At 65.8% G+C, this 24,465-nt stretch carries 27 protein-coding genes; 13 read left to right on the top strand and 14 right to left on the bottom strand.

Features of this window, described 5'->3' with window-relative positions; translation table 11 throughout:
• The first annotated feature begins 27 nt into the window (after positions 1-27).
• On the top strand, positions 28-1,107 hold the full coding sequence (locus LC062_RS17090) for a hypothetical protein (RefSeq protein WP_224912241.1): 1,080 nt from the start codon (positions 28-30) through the stop codon (positions 1,105-1,107).
• Here LC062_RS17090 and LC062_RS17085 read toward each other — a convergent pair.
• Both LC062_RS17085 and thrS read right to left on the bottom strand, forming a co-directional pair.
• On the bottom strand, positions 1,097-1,933 hold the full coding sequence (locus LC062_RS17085; protein ID WP_224912240.1) for a lysophospholipid acyltransferase family protein: 837 nt from the start codon (positions 1,931-1,933) through the stop codon (positions 1,097-1,099). The genes LC062_RS17090 and LC062_RS17085 overlap by 11 nt on opposite strands.
• Before the next feature lie 170 nt (positions 1,934-2,103).
• Positions 2,104-4,065 (bottom strand): threonine--tRNA ligase, encoded by a 1,962-nt coding sequence (gene thrS / locus LC062_RS17080; protein ID WP_224912239.1) that lies wholly within the window; start codon positions 4,063-4,065, stop codon positions 2,104-2,106.
• Between the two features lie 171 nt (positions 4,066-4,236).
• On the opposite strand from thrS, the gene LC062_RS17075 reads away from it, so the two are divergent.
• Positions 4,237-4,524, top strand: coding sequence for a hypothetical protein (locus LC062_RS17075; RefSeq protein WP_224912238.1), 288 nt, complete (start codon positions 4,237-4,239; stop codon positions 4,522-4,524).
• 24 nt (positions 4,525-4,548) lie between these two features.
• Here LC062_RS17075 and LC062_RS17070 read toward each other — a convergent pair whose 3' ends face one another.
• The 4 genes from LC062_RS17070 to LC062_RS17055 all read right to left on the bottom strand — a co-directional run bounded on the left by LC062_RS17070 (position 4,549) and on the right by LC062_RS17055 (position 8,313).
• Positions 4,549-6,012, bottom strand: a complete 1,464-nt coding sequence (locus tag LC062_RS17070) for a RimK family protein (protein ID WP_224912237.1) — start codon at positions 6,010-6,012, stop codon at positions 4,549-4,551.
• 5 nt (positions 6,013-6,017) lie between these two features.
• A complete protein-coding gene (locus LC062_RS17065; RefSeq protein WP_224912236.1) occupies positions 6,018-7,205 on the bottom strand; it encodes a peptidase C39 family protein in 1,188 nt (395 codons plus the stop codon).
• A 237-nt stretch (positions 7,206-7,442) separates the two neighbouring features.
• A complete protein-coding gene (gene yidD, locus LC062_RS17060) occupies positions 7,443-7,742 on the bottom strand; it encodes a membrane protein insertion efficiency factor YidD (protein ID WP_318246112.1) in 300 nt (99 codons plus the stop codon).
• Positions 7,743-7,869: 127 nt separating this feature from the next.
• Positions 7,870-8,313 (bottom strand): iron-sulfur cluster assembly scaffold protein, encoded by a 444-nt coding sequence (locus tag LC062_RS17055; RefSeq protein ID WP_224912234.1) that lies wholly within the window; start codon positions 8,311-8,313, stop codon positions 7,870-7,872.
• 271 nt (positions 8,314-8,584) lie between these two features.
• Between LC062_RS17055 and folE the strand changes: the two genes are divergently transcribed.
• Positions 8,585-9,220, top strand: coding sequence for a GTP cyclohydrolase I FolE (gene folE, locus LC062_RS17050; protein WP_224912233.1), 636 nt, complete (start codon positions 8,585-8,587; stop codon positions 9,218-9,220).
• A gap of 28 nt (positions 9,221-9,248) precedes the next feature.
• Entirely contained in the window at positions 9,249-9,707 is a 459-nt protein-coding gene (gene hisI / locus LC062_RS17045; RefSeq protein WP_224912232.1) for a phosphoribosyl-AMP cyclohydrolase, read from the top strand.
• A gap of 273 nt (positions 9,708-9,980) precedes the next feature.
• On the opposite strand, the gene LC062_RS17040 is transcribed toward hisI, so the two are convergent.
• A complete protein-coding gene (locus tag LC062_RS17040; RefSeq protein WP_224912231.1) occupies positions 9,981-10,412 on the bottom strand; it encodes a CBS domain-containing protein in 432 nt (143 codons plus the stop codon).
• Between the two features lie 153 nt (positions 10,413-10,565).
• Complete coding sequence (locus tag LC062_RS17035; protein WP_224912230.1) at positions 10,566-11,336, bottom strand: rhomboid family intramembrane serine protease; 771 nt, start codon at positions 11,334-11,336, stop codon at positions 10,566-10,568.
• 369 nt (positions 11,337-11,705) lie between these two features.
• On the opposite strand from LC062_RS17035, the gene LC062_RS17030 reads away from it, so the two are divergent.
• The 3 genes from LC062_RS17030 to LC062_RS17020 all read left to right on the top strand — a co-directional run bounded on the left by LC062_RS17030 (position 11,706) and on the right by LC062_RS17020 (position 14,288).
• Positions 11,706-12,359 (top strand): PAS domain-containing protein, encoded by a 654-nt coding sequence (locus LC062_RS17030; RefSeq protein WP_224912229.1) that lies wholly within the window; start codon positions 11,706-11,708, stop codon positions 12,357-12,359.
• A gap of 182 nt (positions 12,360-12,541) precedes the next feature.
• Complete coding sequence (locus tag LC062_RS17025; protein WP_224912228.1) at positions 12,542-13,162, top strand: PilZ domain-containing protein; 621 nt, start codon at positions 12,542-12,544, stop codon at positions 13,160-13,162.
• Between the two features lie 508 nt (positions 13,163-13,670).
• Complete coding sequence (locus tag LC062_RS17020; RefSeq protein WP_224912227.1) at positions 13,671-14,288, top strand: transglutaminase-like cysteine peptidase; 618 nt, start codon at positions 13,671-13,673, stop codon at positions 14,286-14,288.
• Between the two features lie 159 nt (positions 14,289-14,447).
• Here the strand turns inward: LC062_RS17020 and LC062_RS17015 are convergent, their stop codons facing one another.
• Positions 14,448-14,981 carry a gamma carbonic anhydrase family protein gene (locus tag LC062_RS17015; protein WP_224912226.1) on the bottom strand — a complete coding sequence of 178 codons (534 nt, stop codon included), beginning with the start codon at positions 14,979-14,981 and terminating at the stop codon, positions 14,448-14,450.
• Positions 14,982-15,045: 64 nt separating this feature from the next.
• Positions 15,046-15,363, bottom strand: coding sequence for a DUF6949 family protein (locus LC062_RS17010; RefSeq protein ID WP_224912225.1), 318 nt, complete (start codon positions 15,361-15,363; stop codon positions 15,046-15,048).
• 237 nt (positions 15,364-15,600) lie between these two features.
• Between LC062_RS17010 and LC062_RS17005 the strand changes: the two genes are divergently transcribed.
• Positions 15,601-16,317, top strand: a complete 717-nt coding sequence (locus LC062_RS17005) for a hypothetical protein (protein ID WP_224912224.1) — start codon at positions 15,601-15,603, stop codon at positions 16,315-16,317.
• A gap of 117 nt (positions 16,318-16,434) precedes the next feature.
• Here LC062_RS17005 and LC062_RS17000 read toward each other — a convergent pair whose 3' ends face one another.
• Together LC062_RS17000 and cysE are read right to left on the bottom strand one after the other, a co-directional pair.
• Positions 16,435-16,650 carry a DUF3126 family protein gene (locus tag LC062_RS17000; RefSeq protein WP_224912223.1) on the bottom strand — a complete coding sequence of 72 codons (216 nt, stop codon included), beginning with the start codon at positions 16,648-16,650 and terminating at the stop codon, positions 16,435-16,437.
• Positions 16,651-16,930: 280 nt separating this feature from the next.
• Positions 16,931-17,770, bottom strand: coding sequence for a serine O-acetyltransferase (gene cysE / locus LC062_RS16995; protein WP_224912222.1), 840 nt, complete (start codon positions 17,768-17,770; stop codon positions 16,931-16,933).
• A gap of 379 nt (positions 17,771-18,149) precedes the next feature.
• On the opposite strand from cysE, the gene LC062_RS16990 reads away from it, so the two are divergent.
• Complete coding sequence (locus LC062_RS16990) at positions 18,150-18,977, top strand: enoyl-CoA hydratase (RefSeq protein ID WP_224912221.1); 828 nt, start codon at positions 18,150-18,152, stop codon at positions 18,975-18,977.
• Between the two features lie 664 nt (positions 18,978-19,641).
• On the opposite strand, the gene LC062_RS16985 is transcribed toward LC062_RS16990, so the two are convergent.
• Complete coding sequence (locus tag LC062_RS16985; RefSeq protein WP_224912220.1) at positions 19,642-20,511, bottom strand: alpha/beta fold hydrolase; 870 nt, start codon at positions 20,509-20,511, stop codon at positions 19,642-19,644.
• Complete coding sequence (locus LC062_RS16980; RefSeq protein ID WP_224912219.1) at positions 20,508-21,260, bottom strand: alpha/beta fold hydrolase; 753 nt, start codon at positions 21,258-21,260, stop codon at positions 20,508-20,510. The genes LC062_RS16985 and LC062_RS16980 overlap by 4 nt, the downstream gene beginning before the upstream one ends.
• Positions 21,261-21,504: 244 nt before the next feature.
• Here LC062_RS16980 and LC062_RS16975 point away from each other — a divergent pair, with 244 nt between their 5' ends.
• The 4 genes from LC062_RS16975 (at position 21,505) to gpt (ending at position 24,416) form a co-directional block, all read left to right on the top strand.
• Positions 21,505-21,750, top strand: a complete 246-nt coding sequence (locus LC062_RS16975) for a zinc-finger domain-containing protein (RefSeq protein WP_224912218.1) — start codon at positions 21,505-21,507, stop codon at positions 21,748-21,750.
• A gap of 63 nt (positions 21,751-21,813) precedes the next feature.
• Complete coding sequence (locus LC062_RS16970; protein WP_224912217.1) at positions 21,814-23,040, top strand: FAD-dependent monooxygenase; 1,227 nt, start codon at positions 21,814-21,816, stop codon at positions 23,038-23,040.
• A 109-nt stretch (positions 23,041-23,149) separates the two neighbouring features.
• Positions 23,150-23,896, top strand: coding sequence for a competence/damage-inducible protein A (locus LC062_RS16965; protein WP_224912216.1), 747 nt, complete (start codon positions 23,150-23,152; stop codon positions 23,894-23,896).
• A 13-nt stretch (positions 23,897-23,909) separates the two neighbouring features.
• Positions 23,910-24,416: a xanthine phosphoribosyltransferase gene (gene gpt, locus LC062_RS16960; protein ID WP_224912215.1), complete on the top strand. Its 507-nt coding sequence runs from the start codon at positions 23,910-23,912 to the stop codon at positions 24,414-24,416.
• Positions 24,417-24,465: the final 49 nt, after the last annotated feature.

Genomic DNA, 24,465 nt, shown 5'->3' with positions numbered 1-24,465 from the left:
CGGCACACCCATGGCGGAGAGTTTTTGATGCGCGGAATGCTCCTGATGGCAGCAGGTTGCCTTGGCCTTGTTCTGCACGGCCCGGCCGCGTTCTCGCAGGTGTCAGTCGTTCCCCCGGCCAAGCCCGACCTCCCCTCCGCCGCCCCTGCGACGGAGGATCCGCTTGGCCCGCTGATCGGCAGCGACGGCGCCGCCAGCGACCTTCTGGCCGACGAGCCGGCCGCTCCGCCGCTCGATCCGCTCCTTGAAGGGTTGGCCCCGGACGGCGGCATCGCGGCGGTTCCCTATGCCCCCTCCTCCCTGCCGGAGACCGGCATGCCCGGCCCGCAGCAGGACCTGCCGGTTTATCTTGTGGCCCGGCTGAGCGAGGGTGGTCCGGCCCTGACCGATGGCGTGGCCTGGCGCGTCTACTCCGACCGCCCCGGCGACAAGGGCAAGCTGGAACTGGTGGCAACCGCCAAGGGCGGCGACGCCGATTTCCGTCTTGCCCCCGGCAACTACCTTGTGCACACCGCCTATGGCTTTGCCGGCAGGACCACCCGCATCAGCGTCGGCGGGCAGCCCACCAGCCAGACCGTCCTGCTCAATGCCGGCGGCATGAAGCTGGATGCGGAATTCGCCGGTCATCAACCGATCAAGACCGGCAAGGTGGTGTTCGATATCTATGAGCGGGAATTCGACAGCCGGGGCGAGCGCCGGATCGTCGCCCGGAACATCGCTCCAGGCGCCATCGTCCGGTTGAACGCGGACACCTACCATGTGGTCAGCCGCTATGGCTCGGTCAACGCAACGGTTCGCGCCGACATTCATGTCGAGCCGGGCAAGCTGACCGAGGCGACCGTCTACCACAACGCCGCGCGGGTGACCCTGAAGCTGGTCAACCAGCCCGGCGGTGAGGCCATCGCCAACACCGCATGGTCGATTCTCACCCCTGGCGGCGACGTGGTCGCGGAAGGCAACGGCGCCTTCCCTTCCTTCGTGCTGGCCAATGGCGAATACCAGGTGTTCGCGCGCAACAACGCGGCAATCTATTCCCGCGAGTTCAATGTGGAGACGGGTCGCCATGGCGAGGTCGAGGTGCTCGCCCGCGACCCGCTCAGCAACTGACCCTGCGCCCGCACGCCGGCGCCAGCGTCATCACCCGCCGATACAGATGCTCGATCACCGCCTGCTGGTCCGGCAGCGCGGCCAGCTCTGCGTAAAGGATCGGCGCGCCAATCCGCACCCTCAGTTCTGAGCCGATGATGCGCCGGAACTCATGTACATACATCGACAAACGCAAGGTCAGCGACAGGCGCGAGACCAAATGGAACAGCGCTGAGTTCTGCCCTTCGAAGTAGAGCGGCAACACGGTCGCCCGCGATGCGCGGACCATCTTCGCAGTAAAGGTCTTCCACGGCAGTTCCCGCGCCGGACCGAACGGACGCGACGCGGTCGCGACCCCGCCGCCGGGAAAGACGATGATCGTCACCCCTTCGCCGATCAGACGCAGCGCCTCGCGCCGTGTCGCCATGTTGGTGCGCAGCGCCGCCGCGTTTTCCTCAAAATCGATGGGCAGCGCAAAGGGGCGGATTTCCGGCGCCTTCATCAGCTCATTGTTGATGAGGATGCGAAAGGGGCGGCCCAGCTGCTCGGCCAGAGACAGGATCGCCAGCCCGTCGCCGAGCCCATAAGGGTGGTTGGCGATCATCACCAGCGGGCCCTCGGGCAGATCCGCGGGCGGCCAGGCCCCCTCTTCCACCACCACGGCGATGCCGACCAGCGCCAGAAGGTCACCCCACATGCTGGAGGAGCCGGCAATGAGCGCATCGCGCCAGGATCGATAGTAGCCGAGCAGAAGCTCCCGGCCAGACAGCCGTTCGATCGCCGAGATCAGCCAGCGTTTGACCGGCGGATGATCCGCGTTGGCATAGCTGAGTTCCGTGTCCTGCACCGCTGTTTCCGTTTTCGTGTCATCAGTTTACCGGGCCGCACCCTGCCCCCGCCCTTATGACAGGACGACGACAGGCACCCCCGGAGGTGCGCGGCGGACACAAAACGGCCGGCGCGAAGGCATGTCCTCGCGCCGGCCGGGTTTCAGGTCTGTTTTTCGTCAGAGGCCGATCACTCGGCGGCGGGCCGCAGGTCCGGCGCAACCGCTTCCTCGGCCAGCGAGGACACCGCCTCAGCCAAGCCCATCGGCGTCTGGTGCTTGGAGCCCAGACGGCGGATGTTGACCGTGCGCTCTTCCGCCTCGCGCTTGCCGCAGACGACGATCACCGGCACCTTGGCCAGCGAATGCTCGCGGACCTTGTAGTTGATCTTCTCGTTGCGCAGGTCGATGTCGGCGCGCAGGCCCGCCGCCTTCATCTCCGCCAGCACCTCGCGGGCATACTCGTCCGCATCGGAAGTGATGGTGGTGACGATCACCTGCTGCGGCGCCAGCCACAGCGGGAAGTGTCCGGCGAAGTTCTCGATCAGGATGCCGAGGAACCGTTCCATCGAGCCGCAGATCGCCCGGTGGATCATCACCGGGGTCTTCTTCTCGCCGTCCTTGTCCACGTAGAAGGCACCGAAGCGCTCCGGCAGGTTGAAGTCCACCTGGGTGGTGCCGCACTGCCATTCACGGCCGATGGCATCGCGCAGGGTATATTCGAACTTCGGCCCGTAGAAGGCGCCCTCGCCCGGCAGGATGTCGGTCTTGATCCGCCCGCCCGACTGGTCGGCGATCTGCTGCAACACCTTTTCCATCACGCTTTCGGCGTGATCCCAAAGCTCGTCCGAACCGACCCGCTTCTCCGGCCGGGTGGACAGCTTGACGACAATCTCATGGAAGCCGAAGTCCTCGTAGACCGACAGGATCAGGTCGTTGATCTTCAGGCATTCCTCCGCCATCTGCTCTTCGGTGCAGAAGATATGCGCATCGTCCTGGGTGAAGCCGCGCACCCGCATCAGCCCGTGCATGGCGCCGGAGGGCTCGTAGCGGTGCACCGCGCCGAACTCGGCCATGCGCAGCGGCAGGTCGCGGTAGCTCTTCAGCCCATGCTTGAAGATCTGCACGTGACCGGGGCAGTTCATCGGCTTCAGGGCGAACAGGCGGGTATCTTCCGCTTCCGTGTCGGCGCACTGCACGGAGAACATGTTCTCCTTGTACCAGCCCCAGTGGCCGGAGGTCTCCCACAGGGAGCTGTCGAGGATCTGCGGTGCGTTGACCTCGTCGTAATCCTCCGCCAGCCGGCGGCGCATGTAGGACACGAGGCTCTGGAACAGGCTCCAGCCCTTGGCGTGCCAGAACACGACGCCCGGCCCCTCTTCCTGGAAGTGGAACAGGTCCATTTCCCGGCCAAGACGACGGTGGTCGCGCTTTTCCGCCTCCTCCAGCATGTGGAGGTAAGCCTTCAGCTCCGTGTCATTGGCCCAGGCGGTGCCGTAAATGCGGGTCAGCATCTCGTTGTTGCTGTCGCCGCGCCAATAGGCGCCGGCCACCTTCATCAGCTTGAAGCTGTCGCCGATCTGCCGGGTGGTCGCCATATGCGGACCACGGCACAGGTCGAGCCAGTCGCCCTGGCGGTAGATCTTCACATCCTCGCCGGCGGGAATCGCATCGACCAGCTCCACCTTGTAGGTCTCGCCGCGCTCCAGGAAGAACCTCTTGGTCTCCTCGCGCGACCAGACCTCCTTGGTGAAGGCGTCGCCGCGCTGGATGATCTCGCGCATCTTCTTCTCGATGACCGGCAGGTCCTCGGGGGTGAAGGGCTCGTCGCGCTTGAAGTCGTAATAGAAGCCGTTCTCGATCACCGGGCCGATGGTGACCTGGGTGCCCGGCCACAGCTCCTGCACCGCTTCGGCCATCACATGGGCCGCGTCATGACGGATCAGCTCCAGGGCACGCGGGTCGTCGCGGGTGACGATCTCCAGCCGGGCATCCCCGGTGATCGGCTCCGACAGATCGGCGAGCGCGCCGTCGAGGGCGATGGCGACCGCCTTCTTGGCCAGCGACTTGGAAATGCCGGCGGCGATCTCCGCGCCGGTGGTGCCAGCGGCGAAATCGCGCACGGAATTGTCGGGGAAGGTGAGATGAATCATGTCTGTCTCCGGCTCACTCCTGCAAACGAGGCAGGTAAGCAATGCTGTCGAGGGAAGGCCCTCATGTAGGGGATTTGCGCGCCAGGGGCAAGCACCGGCACCGGCCACGCCGGGCGTTGCCCCTCAGGATTGCAGATGGCATCCTCCGCAGACAGCTTGCAGGAGCGCGCCATGGATCAGACAGACAGCACGAGAAACGGCCCGCGGGCCTGGGAGATCATCCTCAAAGGCGGCGCCAGAATCGAGTTTACCGCCGAATACAACTACCCCAACAGCAATGGTTTCGGCCCATCCGATCTGCTCCGCCACTATCAGGACTTCCGCAACAGCGGCCAGAAACCCGCCAACCCGGCAAGGACCGCCTACCGCTTTCCCAAAAAGGACGGCCAGCCCCAGGTCGCCTATGCGCTGAATGTGGACATCGAGGAGATCGTCGCCATCGGTATGCGCTTCCCCTGAGCCCCCCGCCGGGCGGGAAGCCCCCTACCGCGCCTCGATCTTCTGCACGAACCACCGGATCAGCCGTTCCCAGACCGCGTCCTTTTCGCCCGCATCCTCGACCCCGTGGTCGAGATTGGGGTTGTCGTTCACCTCGATCACCACCACCCGGTCGCCGAACACCTTGAGGTCCACCCCGTAAAGGCCATCGCCGATCAGCCGGGCGGCGCGCACCGCCATGTCGACCACCGCCGGCGGCGCCTCGGCCAGCGACACGGTGCGGAAGCTCCCCTCCTGCGCCGGCTTGCCATCCTGATGCTTGACGATCTGCCAGTGCTTCTTCGCCATCAGATACTGCACGGCGAACAGCGGCTCGCCGCCCAGCACCCCGACCCGCCAATCGAACTCGGTCGGGCAGTATTCCTGCGCCAGGATGATGTCGCTGTCTTCCAGAAGGGTCTTCACCTTGTCGGCGATCGCCGCCGCGCCCTCGACCCGGAAGACGCCCCGGCTGAACGAACCATCCGGGATCTTCAAGACCACCGGCGAGCCGAGCCGTGCCTCCAGGTCCGCCGCCTCGCGCAGGCTCGACAGGATCGCCGTGCGCGGCCCCGCCACTCCGTTGGCCTCCAGGAGTTCCGACAGATAGACCTTGTTGGTGCAGCGGATCATCGACACCGGATCGTCGATCACCGGCATGCCCTCCTGCACCGCGCGGCGGGCAAAGCGATAGGTGTGGTTGTCGATGTTGGTGGTCTCGCGGATGAACAGCGCGTCATATTGCGCCAGCCGGTCGAGATCACCCTTGCCGATCGGCACGATCTCGACGCCCTGCCGCGCCGCGACCTTCGCCATGTGGCGCAGCGAAGCCTGGCTCGACGGCGGCAGTTCCTCCTTCGGATTGGACAGGACCGCGAGCGCGTGCTTCATCGCCACCCGCTGTTTCGGCGCACGCCAGGCCCGGTGGGTGTAGCGCTCCAGGCTCTCCATCATGAAGGCCCGCGCCTCCGGCGACAGCTCCGACACCGGCATCATGCGGATACGGCGGATCGACCGCCAGGCGCCCGGCGCCACGCTCACCTCCAGGATCGGCGCCCGGTACCAGTCGAACAGAAGCCGCGCGAACGGCTCCAGCGCCGCCGTGCCGGTGCGCCCGAGGCACACCAGAATGCGCTCGCCGTCCGCCTCCTCCCCGTCCGCCTTTTCCAGGCAGCGGTTGAGCCGATCCTCCAGTTCCGGCAGGGCGTGGCGGTAGAGCCCCTTGCGCGACAGCTCCAGCACCGTCTCCACATTGGGCAGCACCCGGTGCTGGCGCGCCTCGGCCAGCAGCGAGGCATAATAGCCCGCGCCCTGATAGACGTAGGAGCGCGACAGGTTGATGATGTTCGGGCTGGTGCCGGCGAACAGTTTCGGCCGCATGAGGTAGTCGCGCACGCTCATCACCTTGTGCGGCGTGTCGGCGTTGGAAACATCCTTCGGATTGTCGACGAGCACGACCCAGGTTGCCATGACGGTTATGCCTTTCTGAAAATCACTTGCGCGCGCACGGCCATCCGGCCCCAGCGCGCCATACGCTCGAATTCCCGGTCGGGGATCGGCAGATTGGCCGCGTCCGCCGGTGTTTCCATGCCGCCATAGCCAAGCCAGGGGTCGTGGATGAACAGATGCCGATCGTCCTGATTGTGCACCAGCACCCAGTGCGGCCCCTTGCGGCCCATCATCCGCGATTCGGAAATCAGCACGATCGCCAGCGCCCCGCCGGCGATCTCCTCGGCCAGTCCGCGGGCGGGCAAGGGATCGTTGCTGCTGACAACACCCAACTCCGCCGCCTCGCGGCGGTAGTCCTCCTGGACGATCTCCATCACCCGCCGCTTGGCCGGATCACGCACGGAGGAGATGAACAGCGGCCCCGGCGGCGACAGCCGCACCTCCACGCCGAGCCCGCGCTTCGCGCCGGCGACGCCAAGGCCAAAGGGCCCGCATCCGCCATGGCCGGCGGCCAGATAGATCATCGTCGTCTCGCGCCAGAGCCTCAGCTCCAGCGCCTCGTCGGCGACAAGGTGCTTGTCGAAATGAGCGAGCGTCATCAAGAGGCAGGCCGGCCCGCAGGAGAAGTCCGTCGTCTGCGGATAGTAGGGCACCCGCGAAGCGGGCAGGCCCTCGCCATGCAGGCGCTTTTCCATGCGCAGCGCCGCAGTGCCATCCTCATAGTACTCCGGCACCCGCCCCAGCGGCCGGTAGCCCGCACCGAGATAGAGCCGGCGCGCCGCCTCGTTGTCCTCGCGCAGCTCCAGCCGCAGCACGATCCGGTCGCGCTCGAAGGCTTCGCGTTCGGCCGCCGCCAGCAGCCGCGCCGCCAGCCCCGCGCCGCGCGCCTGCGGATCCACGGCCAGCGAGTACAGCCGGGCAAGCGCGGTGCCGGCGCGAAACAGCAGCAGCGCATAGCCGCGCAGACCGCCCGCCGCCTCGGCAACAATCAGCACCGCGCCCGGGCTGTCGAGAAAGCGCCGGAAGCTGCGCCGGGAAATCCGGTCGCCGGAGAAGCAGGCCTGCTCGAGCGCCACCAGCGCGGCCAGATCCTCGGGCCGTGCCGGGCGCAGGGTGTCGCACGGCTGAGTATGGGTGACCAATTCCGGCACCTCGTTGCGGCAAGGCCGATCCCATGGCGCGCCCTCGCGCGCCACATGCGGGATCGCGTCCATCGACAATCAGACAATACGGTTGAAATCAGATGCCCGGCGAGCGAAATCCGCGTGTCCCGGGTTGTCTCACGCCTTGCACGCCGCCGCCGCAATCCTGGCATTCGCGCGCGCATTCAAAATGTCCCATATCCGCCCGACGCGGCCTTGTCCCACCCTGTCTTGGCATGACGGAAGACGTTTTTGCATGACTGGCGGCCCGACCGCCGATCCCCCAGGCGGAGAGGCGGTCGGAGCGGCTCAGTCCAGCCGTGTCTTCGGGTCGATATGATCGCTTTTCCATTGCCCGTAGCGCCAGGGCGCATACCAGCGTGCCTGTTTCGGCAGGCTGTCCGGCGCCGGATCGTAGCCGCTGCCGCCCCCCGGACGGCAGCGTTGCACCCGGGCAAGGCCGACCCATCCGCCGCGCCACAGCCCGAACCGGCGGATCGCATCGGCGGTGTATTCCGAACAGGTCGGCGCGTAGCGGCAGGTCCGGCCCAGGAACATGGAGAAGGTGAGCTGATAAAGACGGATCAACCCGAGGGCGATCAGTGCCACCGGGCCTGGGCGGCCGGGGTTTCGCGATTGTTGCGGCGGGCACATGGCGAGACTTTCTACCGGAGCGGAACCCGGCGCACCGGAGGCTCATACGGTCAACTGAGACGGTCTTTTCGGGGCGCTCCCGTCAGGCAGCGGCCGTCCGCTTCGCCTCGATCTGGTCGATGGCATCGACCACCGCCTCGAAGGTCAGCAGGGTGGACGCGTGCCGGGCCTTGTAATCGCGCACCGGCTGGAGACAGGCGCATTCGGCGAACCGTCCCTCCGGCGGCGGCCCGCCCTCCTTCAGCATGGCCCGCATGGTGTCGCGCAGAGCCCGCAATTCGCCCACCGTGGCACCGACCACATGCTTGGCCATGATCGCCGAAGCCGCCTGACCAAGCGCACAGGCTTTGACCTCGTGCGCAAAATCGGTCACAACTTTATCTTGTATCTTCAGATCGACCACTACCGTCGAGCCGCACAGCTTGGAATGGGCCTTGGCGGTGGCATCGGGATCGTCCAATCGGCCAAGGCGGGAGATGTTGCCGGCCAACTCGAGAATCCGGGAATTGTAGATGTCATCAAGCATATGCGCCTCTTCGAGAACGCGTGAATTCCGATAACCGGCTTCACAGCCCTCATCACTTCCTTATATAGGGAGACATGCGGGAATGAAACGGTCTGCCCTCAACTTGCCGTCCGGGTGACGTGGGGATAAGGGATACGGCGCCGCAATTCAGCCAGACTGGCATGTCACTCGGCCTTCGCGCCAGGTCGCGCGTCAGGCACGATACAAATGGTCCGAAATGGCGGGGATGGCGTAAAGAATGCCACAGAAAGTTACAACGGGAGAGCCCGCAATGGATGCCATCTTGAAGCCACTCGCGCAAAAAGGCGAGCCTAAGGCAACCACGCCCGCGCGCCCGTCCCGCGAAGAGGCCGAAGCCGCCGTGCGCACGCTTCTGGCCTGGATTGGCGAATCTCCCACCCGTGAAGGGCTGCTCGACACGCCCAAGCGGGTGGTCAAGGCGCAGGAAGAGGTCTTCTCCGGCTACACGCAGGATCCGGCCGAACACCTGAAACGCACTTTCGAGGAAGTCGGCGGCTATGACGACATCGTCCTGGTGCGCGGCATTCCGTTCTTCTCCCATTGCGAACACCACATGCTTCCCTTCGTTGGCGAGGCCCATGTGGCCTATTACCCGTCCGAGGGCGTGGTCGGCTTGTCGAAGATCGCCCGGGTGGTCGATATCTTTGCCAAGCGCTTGCAAACGCAGGAGAACCTGACCGCGCAGATCGTCGGCGCGCTGGACACCCACCTTGCGCCCCGCGGCATCGCCGTGATGCTGGAAGCCGAGCATCAGTGCATGACCATGCGCGGCGTGCAGAAGCGCGGCGTCTCCACCATCACCACCCGCTTCACCGGCGTCTTCCAGGACGACCCGAACGAACAGGTGCGTTTCATGAGCCTGGTTCGGGATCCCCGGCGCGGCTGAGCTGACCCAAACAACAAACGCCGGATCCATGACCGAACACACGCACTTTGCACCGCGTACCAGCAAGACCGAAATCGAACTGGGCACGGCCTTCCAACCCAAGTTCGACGCCGATGGGCTGATCGGCTGCGTCGTCACCGATGCGGATGACGGCACCGTGCTGATGGTCGGCTACATGAACGCCGAAGCACTGCGCCGGACCATCGACACCGGCGAGGCCTGGTACTGGAGCCGCTCGCGCCAGGAATACTGGAAAAAGGGCGGCACCTCCGGGCAGGTCCAGTCGGTGGTCGAACTCCTCACCGACTGCGATCAGGACGCGCTGGTCATGAAGGTGCGGGTCGCCGGCAATGGCGCCACCTGCCACGTGGGCTATCGCTCCTGCTTCTATCGCAAGGTGGTGCAGGGGCCGGACGGCGAACCCGCGCTCGAATCGACCGGCGCGGAGCGGGTCTACGATCCGGCAACCGTCTACGGCGCCGGCTGATCGAGATCGGGCGCGCACGGCTGCTCGGCGTCAATCCACTAAAACGATTTCCCCTCGGCTCTCCGATCCCGGCTCGGGGGCCGGGATGACGCTGAGGCGCGGGGCAAGGGCTGTTTTGCTCCTGACATCGCCTCACACTCCGCGTCTTCCCGGACGCGGCAAAGCGAAGATCCGGGACCGGGGAGCCACGACATTTCGGTTCCAGCCGATTGTGGACGCGCGCCGGCCGGAATTGCCCCGGCCCGCGCAACGCCCGGTCAGGTCATGGCCCGATCAGGTCATGGCGATGTAATTGCGCATCTCCTCCGCCTCGCGCTCGATCTGCGCGATCCGGTGCTTGACCACATCGCCGATCGACACCAGGCCCGCGAGCTTGCCGTCCTGCACCACCGGCACGTGACGGAACCGCCCGCCGGTCATCCGCGCCATCACCGAATTGACCGTCTCCTGCCCGTCACAGGTCTCCACGTTCTTCGTCATATAGGCCGACACCGGCTTGTCGAGCGCCTCGACCCCATCCTGCGAGACCGCCCGGACCACATCCCGCTCCGAGATGATGCCAACGATCGCATCCTTGTCGCCGGTGATCACGATGGCACCGATCCGCCGCGCGCAAAGAATGGCACAGATCTCCCGCAGGGGTGTCGCCGGCTGCTCGGTGGTGACCTCACGCCCCTTCTCGTTCAGTATCGATGCGACCGTCATACGCGCCTCCTCGCCTGCTCCCCCCCGTCGCCGCGAACACCCGCACACGAACAGGGCTTCAATGCCCCATCATGACAAATCTGCGTGCGTTCGCAATGCGCAAAGACCGCAGCGCGGATGTGGCTGGCGCGGGACCGCAAATGCGGGCGTCGCTCACCCGCGACCGGCGCGCACCGGATCAAACAGCCGAAACAGCAGGAAACCGGCAAGAAAGCCGCCGATATGCGCTTCCCAGGCAACGCTGCCGCCCTCACCGGCGAGCGGGACCGACCATAGGCCGAACAACAGGTTGATGGCGAACCACACCCCCAGAAAGGCAATCACGCTGGGATTGGCGAGCGAGGCGACAAGCCCGGTCGCGGGCACCCGGTAGGCGAGCGCATCCGTGCGCCGTATCGCCCCGAGCGGCCCGCCCATCTGGAAAACGAACCGTGTCGCCGCCGCCATCTGGCCGGAGATCGCCGCCGAGGCGCCAATCATCGGCACCGCCTCGCCGAAATGCGCCAGAAGATGCACCAGCGCACCGGCAATGGCGCAGACCGCCGACAACAAGAGAAACCGCGAGGGCCCGAACCGGCGCGCCACCGCGCTGCCGAAGACGGTCATCCAGAGCACGTTGACGAACACATGCGACCAGCTTCCATGCAGGAAGGCATAGGTCAGGAAGGTCCACACATCGCCCGCCGCGCCGCCGGGCAGCGTCATCCCGCCCATCAGCGTCGGGTCGTAGCGGATCGGCAGGAAGGCGAAGGTGAGCAGCACCTCCCGCGACAGATCGACCGGCAACCAGCCATCAATGGCATGGATCGCGATCAGCAAGACGGCCAGCGCCGTCACCACGCCGGGAAGATTGAACACCGGCTCCGGCACGTCGGGGCCAGCCGGTGCGGGCGGTTGCGGATCGGCGGAAACGGGATCGGTCATGGGCCTGCCTGAAAGCTGAGGACAGTCTCCCTTACGCAACTCCGCGGGGGTGATCAAGCCAGAGCCCCTCGCCCGCTGCCCTGGCGACCGCCTCCTCGCCGCGGGTGCCCGGCAAGCGGCTCGGGCTCCCCCGCTTCTGCAGCGCTCTTCAAGGAGGTAAGCGCCCCGACCCAACCCCAGGACCAGCCAGGCCCCTTCCACGGGGACCTCTTCACCCTTTGTTAACCCTAACAGAGAGTTAAACGCGCCCTCACCCGGGCTGGCACGCCCCCTGCTTCGTAGAGCCGGAGACCTTCTTTCGTCCCTTATTTTGTCCCGTTGCGGGACAGCCGGGGCGCAACAGACCGAAACTTCCGGGGGACAGGGACGATGAAACATCCAGTGACGCAACGGCTCTATGAATATTGGGACGGTTTGCGCGGTGCCCGCCCCGCTCCCGACCGCAGTGAGATCGAGCCGGGTCGGATCCGCAACATTCTCGGCGATACCTTCATTCTGGAGGTGCTGGGGCAGGACACCTATCGCTTCCGCCTTGCCGGCACCCGGCTGTGCGCTCTGCACTGCCGCGAACTGAAAAACCGCAATATTCTGCGGGGGTGGTCCGAGGAGGACCATGAGGCGCTCAGCACCCTGCTGGCCGCGACCAGCGAGGATGCGGCCGCCGCGGTCATCGGCCTGACCGGCTACACCGAACGGCGTCAGTCGGTCGACATGGAAATGCTGCTGTTGCCGCTGCACATTCCGGGCGAGGGATGCAGCCGGGTGCTCGGCTCCTGTGTCGCTTTGGAACAGCCTTATTGGGCCGGGATGCATCCGATCCTGTCCCAGACCATCAAGAGCGTTCGCCTGCTGTGGCCGGACGAGCGACCGGCCTTCCTCAGCACGGCGGCGCCGCAGTCGCGCTTGCCCCGGTCCGGGATCGTGCCGGCCGTCACGGCCGCCGAAGCGGCAAGCGCCATGCTGCCGACGTTCGGCGCCCGGCAGGTCCAGCATCTGACCGTGATCGACGGCGGCAAGCAGTAGCCCCTGCCTGACGGGGACAATCGGCGGGCCGAGCGCCCGCCGCCCCTTCCTGAAGAGGTGGTATGGCATGCCTTGCGCACGGGCGGGCATTACCCTCTGTTAACCCTCCCGGCGTATTTTTGATCTCGCAGTGTCCGCGCGGTGCATCCTGCCGTTGGCACCGGGAACAAGGCTGACCATGGATGGCATACGCCATAGCAAGACAACCTGACAAAGAGACGCCCGCCAAGCGGTTCGATCGGCGCCGCCACAGCCGCGTTGCTGTCAATGTTCTCGGCCGTTTCATGCTGGAGGACCGGCGGGAGTATCCCTGTCAGGTCATCAACATGTCACCCGGCGGCGCAGTCCTCATCGCCCCGGTTCAGGCAAAGATCGGCGAACGGGTGGTTGCCTATCTCGACCATATCGGCCGGATCGAGGGTGAGGTGGTGCGCGAGATCGAGGGCGGCTTCGCCATGCGCATCAACGCACCGCTGCGCAAGCGCGACAAGCTCGCCAATGTGCTGACCTGGCTGGCCAACCGCGACAGCCTCAATCTCGAGGAAGATCGCCGGCACGAGCGTTTTACCCCGAAGAACCCGGTCACCCAGATCGTCCTGGCCGATGGCCGCAGCTACCGCTGCCGCATTGTCGACGTTTCCTTGTCCGGCGCGTCCCTCAAGGTCGAGGTCAAACCGGAGATCGGCATGTCGATCCAGCTCGGCAAGATGCGGGCCCGGGTCGTGCGCCATTTCGAGGATGGCATCGCCGTGGAATTCGCCCATATCCAGAACCGGGACCTCTTGGAGCAGCACATCTCCTGAATCCCGCCAAGGCGTTTCTCGCCGGCGCTTATCCCCGGTCACCTCACCTGCGGCCGCGATGCGCCAAATGCGCTGCCTTGACGCCGAATTGACACCGCCCGCCCGGATATTGTCCGGCGCCAGGAACAATTTTTCGAAAATTTGCACAGCATTCCAGCTCCACAAGACAGAGCGCGCACGCGCCTGACCGCCGGGAGACTGCCGACGCGCGGCTGTCCCCTGCCGCGACAACGGATGCCATCGCGGTGGCGCCCGCCCCTTGCCGAAGGTCCGACAATCTCTTGATTCACAATAGCTTTTAAAGCCCGCGGCAAACCTGTGAGCCGCCCGGCGGCGCGATTTCTCACTCTCGGAAGAAATTGAATCAAATTTTATTCAAATCAGAATTCAATTTGAATAAAACTTATATCTACTTATCGCGTACTTTGAACTAAATGCGATGACGCCACTTAGATCAGGATAAAATCGGGAAAGTCATAGTGAAGCCAGCCTTGGGGAGGGCTTCAACATGAGAAACTCGAAATTCGCACTGACTTTTGCTTTTGCCGCCATGACACTCATGGCCGCCGGAACCGCCCTCGCGGAGCAGAGCACCGGCCGTTTCATGACCATTTCCGGCGGCGCCCGCGCTCCGGTCGGGCACACCGGGTTCTGTTCGGAAAACCCGAGCGCCTGTCGCGGCGGCACGAACAAGCCCGTCGTCGTCAAGCTCGACCGCTCGCGCTGGAACGAACTGCTGGCGGTCAATGCCGAGGTCAACAAGCGGGTTCGTCCGGTCACCGACATCGAGCTGTTCGGCGTCGAGGAATACTGGACCTACCCGGACAGGGGCGCCGGCGACTGCGAAGAATACGTGCTTGAAAAGCAACGGGTTCTGAAGGCCCGGGGCTGGCCGGAAAGCGCCCTTCTGATCACCGTGGTCAAGGACACCAACAATTCGGGACATGCGGTGCTGACCGTGCGGACCGATCAGGGCGACATCATCCTCGACAACCAGATGGAAGCGGTCCTTCCCTGGTATTCGGCCCCCTATCGCTTCGTCAAACGCCAATCGTCGACCAACCCGGCCCGGTGGGCCGCCATCAGCGACGAGCGCGTCAGCACCGTGGCGAGCATCAGCGACTAAGCGCCCCGGAGGCAGCCCGACCGCCAACGCTTCGAACTCGACCTGGCCACGTCCCCTCCCCACCCAAATCGGGCCGGGTTGAAGAGCCGGTCCTTCGGGACCGGCTCTTTTCTTGGCCGGGGATCGAGGGGCCGGAACATCGAGGTTTGCGACGGCCGGTCAGAGGGTAACCGGCTGCAGCCCGGCCCGATAGCGCCGCCAGTTGCGCACATAGCCGCGCGCTGACGCCGCCGTTCCCTCGCCTGAAGGATCGTCAAGGGTCCGCACCACCCGCCCCGGCATGCCGACCACCAGGGAATTGTCGGGAATCTCCTTGCCTTCGGCGATCAGCGCATTGGCGCCGATGATGCAATTGCGGCCGATCCGGGCGCCGTTGAGCACGGTCGCTCCCATGCCCACCAGACTGTTGTCGCCAATCGTGCAGCCGTGCAGGATCGCCTTGTGGCCAATGGTGCAGTTGCGGCCGATCGTCAGCGGAAAACCCATATCCGTATGCAGAACGCAGCCGTCCTGGACATTGGAGCCCGGGCCGACCGTGATCCGCTCATTGTCGCCGCGCAGCACCGCGCCGAACCAGACGCTGGCCTCCGCCTCCAGAAGAACATCGCCGATCAGCACCGCATCGGGGGCGATCCAGTAATCGCCCTCTGCGGGCAGCGCCGGCTGGCGGTCATCGAGGCGGTAAAGCGGCATCGGGCAACTCCTCACGTCCGTGAAACTGACGAAATCCGGCCGGCACATCGCCCGCCCGCCGCCGTTATAGCAGAATGAAGAGTGCCAGATGCATCACCAGCACCCCCGAGCAGACGCTCCACATTCCGGCGATGGTAGAGGACGCAACCAGCCAGCCCAGCGGCCGCTGTTCGATCCGCCGGCCGCGAATCGCATGCCGCATGATGATAAAGGGTCCGGCGAAGAGGCACATAACGCAGGTCGCCACCCCTTTCAGCCAGGTCTCCACCGAAATCGAGAACCGGGGCGGCTCCCCCGTGACAAGCTGATGGAAGCTGCCGAGAATGCCGGCCGCCACAAAGCCGGCACACCCGATATAGGCGGCGATTGCCAATTCGCTCATCGCGCGTTAACCCCCCGTTAACCATTCAGCAGGAATGCTTGATCAATTACGCTACGGGGGCTCCAGCAATTTGCGTGCCGGGCAGGTCGGACCGATAACGAACTGGTAACCATAAATGGCGAGCAACATGTCCCGCGTGACGTATCGTTGTGGGATCGATGTCCCGCGACGGGACACGCGGCAAGGCGGCCGGATCAAGCGCCCTCCCGTTCGCGCTCGCCGCCCGGGAGGCGCCGCATGATGCCTCTGACCCTTCCGGAAAGCACGGGAATGCGCGCCCGGCACTTCACGCCGATGGTCGTGGCGCTTGCGCTTGCCGGGGTCGCGTTTCTGTTTCACATCATCGGCGGCTGGATCGCTTACACCGATGACAGCTCGCGCTGGAGCGGCAGCGCCGAAACCATTTCTCTCGAACTGGCGAATACCGCGCTCAACGTCCCGGCCAATCTGATCCGCCATCCGGAGCAGCGCCAGCCCGGCGCGCGGCTCGACCGGCTCGACCTCGCCATGCTCTGGCCCTCCGGCGAAGGCTATTCAGCCGCGGCCGCCCGCGACTTCAGCGACACCGGCGACACCTCACCGGTGATTCTGGTCACCTTGCAGGCGGACGATCAGTCGATGGATACGGACGAGCGCTTCGCGCGGGTCCTGCGCTCGCTCGCCGCCGGCGAGGCGTTGCCCGGACCAGGTGGCCTGTCCCTGTTGCCGCTGTCCGGCGATGGCACCGCCGGTACGGATTTCGTCGCGCACACCACCGCCGCGAGCGGTCCGGCCTACGCGGCACGCTGCTTCACGCCGCGCGACAAGGCGCTGGCGGCCAATTGCGAAAGAACGGTCCGGTTGGGAGAAGAGATGCTGCTGACCTACCGATTCCGCCAGGCCCATCTGGCGGACTGGCAGGCCCTGGACGGGCGCATTTCCGCGCTGGTGGCATCCTTCGGCGCGCCGCTCTGAGCGGCACACCCCGCGCCTGAGCGTGGGGTCTCACCTGAAAGCGACAGTGCCGCCGGCGACGGCGGGCCGCCTTGTTGAGAAAGGCGAAACCCGCGCTGGTCGCAGGAAAAGACCCGATCAGGCCTCTTCGAGATCGAATTCGAGAATGGCCATCTGGAAATTCCAGCACAGGTCCTCATCCTCGTCATCCCGGTAGATCACACCGATAAACTCATCGCCGATATAGACCTCGGCGGAATCGTCCTTCTTCGGACGCGCCCGGACAGTCAGCGTCGACAGTTCGAACTTCTTTTTCAGATAGGCTTCGAGCTTGCGGATTTCGTCGGGCTTCACATGCGCCTCCTGTTGCATCATGGCCACCGCAGCCTGGCGGCGGCACGGAAAGGTCCGGACCCGGCAGAGCAGGCGGACGAGCCTACTCGCCCCCTACCACGGCCAATTTGTGGCCGCGAAAGACAAGCGGCGATCCGAACGGGGATCGCCGCCTTGCCCGCGCTCGCGGACAAGGGCCCGGCGCGTGACCGCACCCTACACATTCAAAAGGCGCTGCCAAGGCAAATGCCTTGCCTATCCCCACACCAACGGCGCGGCGACGAGAGCCTCCCGCGCCGGATCAGCTCTCCTTGCTCTCGCCGTTCTCGGCGATCAACTGGTTCATGGTCCGCGACGGCTCGGCGCAGCCCGCCTGCCCCACCACCCGCGCCGGCACCCCGGCCACGGTGGAGTTCGGCGGCACGTCGCTCAACACGACCGAGCCGGAGGCCACTTTGGAACAATGACCGATTTCCAGATTGCCCAGCACCTTGGCGCCGGCGCCGATCAAGACGCCCGCGCGGATCTTCGGATGGCGATCACCGCTCTCCTTGCCGGTACCGCCCAGGGTCACGTTCTGCAGGATGGAGACATTGTCTTCGAGAAGCGCCGTGGCGCCGATGACGATGCCCGTCGCATGGTCCATGAACACCCCGCGCCCGACCGGCACCGCCGGATGAATGTCGACCTGGAAGATCTCCGAGGAGCGGCTTTGCAGGTAGAGGGCGAAATCCTTGCGCCCGCGCTGCCACAGCCAATGGGCCAGCCGATGGGTCTGCAGCGCGTGGAAGCCCTTGAAATAGAGCAACGGCTCCAGAAACCGCGTGCAGGCCGGATCCCGATCATACACGGCAACCAGATCGACCCGGAATGTGTCGGCGATCTCCGGCGCATCCGCCAGCGCCTCCAGATAGGTCTGGCGGATCAGCGACGGGGAGACCACCACATGGCCGAGCCTGTCGGCAAGGCGGTGGACCACCGCCTCCTCCAGCCGGTCGTGATTGAGAACCGTTTCATAGGCAAAGGACGCAAGCGCCGGCTCGCAATGAACCATCGCTTCGGCTTCGGCGCGCAGGCGCTCCCAAACAGGGTCATGGCGCGGCAGCGTCGCCGCGTCCGTCAAGGGGGTGGATTGCGGCATACTGGCCTCCTGTTCGCCATCCCCGCGCTCTCGTTTCGCAGGCGGCGGGCCGTTCGCATTCTGGGACCGGCGCGCCCTGGCGTGGCACCTCCGGTCCGACCTGTGATGTGTCGCGGCCGCCCGCGCCCCACCTGTCGGCGAGCGCCGGCGGGCCAGCGACGTTCAGCGGATGATATAGCGATTGCCCCCCAAATGACCATAGGTTCGCCCCACCGGAAAATGGTAACAAGGCAGCGGCGCCTTCCCGCTCCGGGATTTTCTCCCGCGCCGCAGGCGTGCATCGACGCCTCCGGCACGGATGGACAACCCGGCTGCGGGCTGTCAAAACCACCATTGCGTGTATTTACGCGGAAAATGCAGCCACATGACTGGAGGAACCATGTCCACCGCATCCACCACCGACACCGCCGCCAATGCGACCGCCCCCGGCAGGATTTCCGTGTGGAGGGATGGGCCGATCGGCTGGATCGCCATCGACAACCCGGCGCGTCGCAATGCGGTTGGCCTGGCCATGTGGGAGGCGCTTCCCAAGGCGGTGGACCAGCTCTGCGCCGAGGCCGAGACCCGCATCATCGTGCTGCGCGGTGCCGGTGACAGCATCTTCGTCGCCGGCGCGGATATTTCCGAGTTCGAGACCACGCACCGCGAGCCCGCCTCCGCTCGCGCCTACGAGGCCTCCAACACCGCCGCCTTTGCCGCCCTTCGCAACTGCCCGCTGCCGACCCTCGCCATGGTCCGCGGCTTCTGCCTCGGCGGCGGCCTTGGTCTCGCCGCGGCCTGCGACATGCGGATCGCCGACAGCACGGCCCGCTTCGGCATTCCCGCGGCCCGGCTTGGCGTCGGCTACCCACCCAGCGCCATCGCCGACGTCACCCGGCTGATCGGCCCCTCCCGGGCCAAGCTGCTCTACTTCAGCGCCCGGCGGATCACCGCCGAGACCGCTCTGGAGTTCGGCCTGATCGACCTGCTTGCCGCCGACGGTGCGCTGGAGGAGGAAACCACCACCCTCGCCCGGGAAATCGCCACCAGAGCGCCGCTGACGATCAAGGCCTCCAAGACCGCCATCGACGCGCTGACCGCAAGCCTGGCCCCGGCGGATCTGCTCCGCTGCGAAGCGCTCGCCAACGCCTGTTTCGACAGCGCAGACTTCGCCGAAGGGCGGACCGCCTTCATGGAAAAGCGCGATCCGGTCTTCCAGGGACGATAGCCGTTCACGGAGACGACAGACGACAGCCGGGACGCACGGCCTGCGCCCCGGCGGAAACCGCAACCGATCCGCCCCGTGAAAGCGATTTGTTAACCCTCAGCATGCAACATCAGGTTGCTTGAGGGGGCACAGGCGCGGCACCCGCCGCTGCCATCCATGCTTGACGACACCGAAGCAAAATGATTCGGTATCGAAACGGCGCGGCAAGTGATTCTCACCCTTGCGTCTTTTCCGGCCCGGCACCCTTTGCCCGGATCGCCGATGAGAGTTTACATGAAGCCGTTCATCCAACAGATGAACGGAACCCTCATTCTTTACATGAACTTCAACATTTCAACGCAAGCCCCTGAGGGGACTCGCACTTCCCCGCGCACTTGAATCGATGTGTGAGGCCAGTTCATGCGACGGGTGAAGCGAGCGAGCGGTCAGGCCGCCTGAGTGGAATGACAAAGCCCCTTCGCTTCGAAAGAAAAAGAAAAAAGGGGGGGGGGGCGCCCTCCTGGACGCAAGCACAGCCGAGACCCGGGATTGGCAACGCTTCACCTGTCGGCTCCAGCCGCTTGAAAACGCGCGTCTTTCGCCCCGAGATCCCGGGGCACACCTCAGCGTACCCGGGATGAGGTCGAGGGAAATCTGCCCCTTGTCGGCAGGCTGAGGCAGCCGGTCAGGCCGCCTTCAGCTTCGACAGGAAGGTCTCCACCGCACCGGCGAAAGCGTCATTGCGATCGCCGGCAACCATGTGGCCAGCACCCTTCACATCCGCGTATTCGGCATGGGGCACCAGCGACAGGAACTCCTCCACATGCTCGTCGGCAACGAGCTCGGAGCGCGCCCCGCGCACCAGAAGCACCGGGATCTCCAGCGCCCGCGCCGCCGCCATCAGCTGCTCCTCGATATGCCTGGGTTCCGCCTCGCGGATATCGCGCTGGGTCAGGAAGCGCGGATCCCAATGCCAGCGATAGCGACCGTCATCGTGCAGGCGCAGGTTCTTGGCAAGCCCATCGAGGCTGGACGGGCGCGCCCGATGCGGCAGGTACTCGGCGATGGCATCCGCCGCCTCCTCCACATTGGCGAAACCCTCATGCATCCGCTCGGCCATGAAGGAGATGACACGGTTCACCCCGCCCGGATCGACCCGCGGGGTGATATCGACCAGCACCAGCGCCGACAGGGTGCCGGGCCGCAATTGCCCTTCCGCCAGCAGCGAGGCGATGCCGCCGAGCGAGGCGCCAATGCCGACCGGTCGCTCCCCACCCTCGGCGGCCAGCGCATCGGCAACGGCAACAACGTCGCGGCCATAGTCCCGGAAGTCATAGCTCCCATCCTCGACCCAGGCGCTGTCGCCATGGCCACGCTGATCGAGGCTCCAGGCCCGCAGGCCGAGCGCCGCGAGGCGCTGGCCGGCCGCATCCCAGGCGTGACGGGTCTGCCCGCCGCCATGCAGCAGCAGCGCAGGCCGGCCGCTTTGTCCATAGACATCGGCGACGAGGCGATTGCCATCCGCCCCGCTCAATTCCACCGTTGTCGCAGTCATGCTCTCTCCTCCAGAAAGTCGACAACCCCCGCCTTGTACACCTTGTCGCCAACCGCGATCATGTGGTCGCGATTGGGGATCTCCAGCACCTTGGCATTGGGCATCAGCTCCGCCAGCTTCTGCGGCGAGCCGGCAATATCGTCCCGGGTTCCGACCGCGACCAGCACCGGTTGGACGATGCGCGCCACCTCCTCTTCGGAAATGCGCTGACGCGAAGAGCGCATGCAGGCGGCCAGCGCCAGCCGGTCGGATTTGGTCTGCTCGGCAAAGGCCCGGAAGGCACGGCCGGTCCGGTCGGTGACATCGGACAGCCGCGCCGCCTCCAGCGCCAGGGCGATCGGCTCCGGGTTGCCGACGCCGGTCACCATGCCGTAACCGAGCCCGCCGAAGACGGCGCTGCGCACCCGCTCCGGATGGTTCAGCGTCAGGAAGGCGGTGATCCGCGCGCCCATCGAATAGCCCATCACATCGGTACGCTCGATGCCAAGATGATCCAGAAGCCGGCGGGCATCCTCGGCCATCGCCGGGGCGCCGTAATCGTCCGGATCGTGGCTGCCCTCGCTCTCGCCATGACCACGATTGTCGATCGCGATCACCCGGCGCCCGCTCTTGACCATCAGATCGACCCAGCCGGGATAGACCCAGTTGACATCCTTGTTGGAGGCGAAGCCATGGATCAGAAGGATCGGCTCGCCCTCCCCCTCATCGAGATAAGCGAGGCGCAACCCGTTGGAGTCGAAATACGGCATTCGTACATAACCTTGACGTAAACGTAAAATGACAGGCCGCATACGATAGTGCCAACCCGCCGGCAAGGAAAGCCCCGCCTGCGGGGGCCGCTCCCGAGGCCGCTTGCCCGTGCTGCGGGCGCCCAGTCGCCTCCGACACCGATTTCCCACGGCAAAAAGCGCTGCTTGGCTCTTCTCAAACAGCGACTTCCTGCGTATGGTCCGCGCCATCAGACAATCAACATCAGCAACACGGGTTGGTCCGATGGCAGACGGTGTCGTCCCACATTTCCAGAACGATCGCGGCATCGAGATGATCGAGGTTGGCGCCAAGGAGTTTCAGTGCATCGGCGCGCGTCCGCCGTTCGATCATCCTCATGTCTATCTCGACATGGGTCATGAGACCGAAATCGTGTGCCCCTATTGCTCGACCCTCTACCGCTTCAATCCGAAGCTGGACGCGGGCGCGGCCGAGCCGGCCGATTGCGTCTGGACGCCGAAGGCGGCCTGACGACGCCGGACACCCCCGCGCGGGGGACGTCTCCTTCGCGCAGCGGCCGGGAACCGTCACCAGATGTCAGCACCTGAAACCAGCCCGTCCCGACACGCCGATGCGGCAGACCCTCATGATCGGCTGTTCATTGCCGGCGCCGGCATCGGCGGGCTGACCGCAGCCCTTTGCCTTGCGCGCGAAGGCCGGGCCGTCACCGTGCTGGAGCGGGCGGAGACCCTTGCCCCGGTCGGCTCCGGCCTGCAGCTTTCTCCCAATGCCATGCATGTGCTGCGCGGCCTCGGACTGGAAGAGGAGCTGCGCCGCCACGCTGTCGCGCCCGAAGCGATCCGCATCCTCTCCGCCCGCAGCGGCAAGGACCTTGCCCGCATTCCGCTCGGAGCCCATGCCGAGGCCCGCTACGGCGCGCCCTATCTGGTCATTCACCGGGGCAACCTGCAGGAAACGCTGCTGAGAGCGGCCCGCGCCTGCCCCGACATCACCTTGCGCCTCGGCGCGGACCTGCGCGATGCCCGGCAAAGCGCGGACGGCGTGACCCTCGAGATCGAGACCGCCCACGGGACGGATCATCTCTCCGGCGCCGCGCTGATCGGTGCCGATGGGGTCTGGTCCGTGACCCGGCGCCGGATCATGGGCCTGCGGCAAGCGGTGTTTTCCGGCCGCACCGCCTACCGGGCGGTGATCCCGATCGACAGGATCCCCGAGGAATGGCGCAAGGTCACCGGCCTGTGGCTCGGCGCCGATGCCCATGTGGTGCATTACCCGCTCTCCAGCGGCCGGCAGTTCAACATCGTCGCCCTCGTCAAGGAAGACTGGCACGAGGAAACCTGGTCGGCCCCGGCCGCCCGCGCCGATCTGCTTGCCCGCCTCGAAGGCTGGCCGCCGGCCTGCCGCACCTTGCTGGAGCAGCCGGAAAGCTGGCTGAAATGGGCGCTGTGCGGCATGGAGCCGGGCATGAGCTGGATCAACGGCCGCTTCGCGCTGCTCGGCGACGCCGCCCATGCCATGCTGCCCTTCGCCGCCCAGGGCGCGGCCATGTCGATCGAGGATGGCGCGGCCATCGCCCGCAATCTCGCCCGCACCCCGGATCCCGTCAAAGCCTTGAAGGGCTATCAGTCGGAGCGGCAGGACCGGGCGGAACGGGTGCTGCGGCTCGCCCGCTCCAACGACCGGGTCTATCACCTGGGCGGCCCGCTTGCCCTTGCCCGCGACGCGGTGATGCGCTCCCTGCCGCCGGAACGGCTTCTCGCCCGCTTCGACTGGCTCTACGGCTGGCGCCCACCGGAATGACGATGCGCGGTGACATCTTGAGCAGGCCGCCCGCTTCCGCTAAAGCCGGAGATCACGGGTCGGACGGTCACAGTCCGCCCCATTGCAACCGTGGAGACCTTGCGTGCCCATGACCGCCAGCGCCACTGAGGAAATCGTCACCGCCGGTTTCGTCGTCATCGGCGACGAGATCCTGTCCGGCCGGACCAAGGACAAGAACATCGGCACCCTCGCCGACTTCCTGACCGAGATCGGCATCGACCTGTGCGAGGTGCGGATCGTTCCCGATATCGAGGAGCGGATCGTCGAGGCGGTCAACGCGCTGCGGCCGCGCTATACCTATGTCTTCACCTCCGGCGGCATTGGCCCGACCCATGACGACATCACCGCCGATGCGATCGCCCGCGCCTTCGGCGTCGGCATCGACTTCGACCCGCGCGCCATTGCCATTCTCGAAGCCTTCTATCCCGAAGGCGGCATGACCGATGCGCGCAAGCGCATGACCCGTATTCCCGACGGCGCCGATCTGATCGAGAACAGTGTGTCCAAGGCGCCTGGCTTTCGCATCGGCAACGTGCATGTGATGGCCGGCGTGCCGTCGATCATGCAGGCCATGCTGGAGGCGATCCGCCCGACGCTGACCACCGGTCCGCGCCTGCAGTCGCGCGCGCTCGATGCCGACCTGCCGGAGAGCCGGATCGCCACCGCCCTGCGGGAAATCCAGTCCGCCCACCCCGGCGTGATGATCGGCTCCTACCCGCGCTCCAAGGACGGGCGCTTTTCCACGCAAGTCGTGGTGCGCTCCCGCGATACCGCCCTTCTCGACGCGGCCGCGCGCGATGTCGAAACCGCCATCGCCGCCGCCATCGCCTCCTGAACAGGACAAATTCATGGAAAACCAGCAACCCAAGGCCTTTCCCGTTTCCTGGGACCAGTTCCACCGCGACAGCCGCGCCCTCGCATGGCGCCTGTCGGGTCAGGGCAAGTGGGAAGCCATCGTCTGCATCACCCGTGGCGGGCTGGTGCCGGCCGCCATTGTTGCCCGCGAGCTGGGCATCCGCATGATCGAGACCGTCTGCATCGCCTCCTATCACGACTACGAGGAACAGGGCGATCTGCAGGTCATCAAGTCCGTCGACAACCGGGTCATCAACCTGGATGGCGGCAAGGGCGCCAGCGTGCTGGTGATCGACGATCTGGTCGACACCGGCGGCACCGCGCGGGTCGTGCGCGAAATGCTGCCCGACGCCCATTTCGCGACCGTCTACGCCAAGCCCATGGGCCGGCCGCTGGTCGACACCTTCGTCACCGAGGTCTCTCAGGACACCTGGATCTACTTCCCCTGGGACATGGGCTGGCAGTTCCAGCCGCCGATCGCGCACAGCACGCAAGGGTAGCGACAGAGCTTCCCGGCTGGCGCAAAGGTGATCCGCAGGTCGCGCAAAG

It is taken from the genome of Stappia indica (assembly GCF_020177335.1).
Lineage (GTDB): Bacteria > Pseudomonadota > Alphaproteobacteria > Rhizobiales > Stappiaceae > Stappia > Stappia indica_B.
This window is presented reverse-complemented; position numbering and strand designations above follow the sequence as displayed.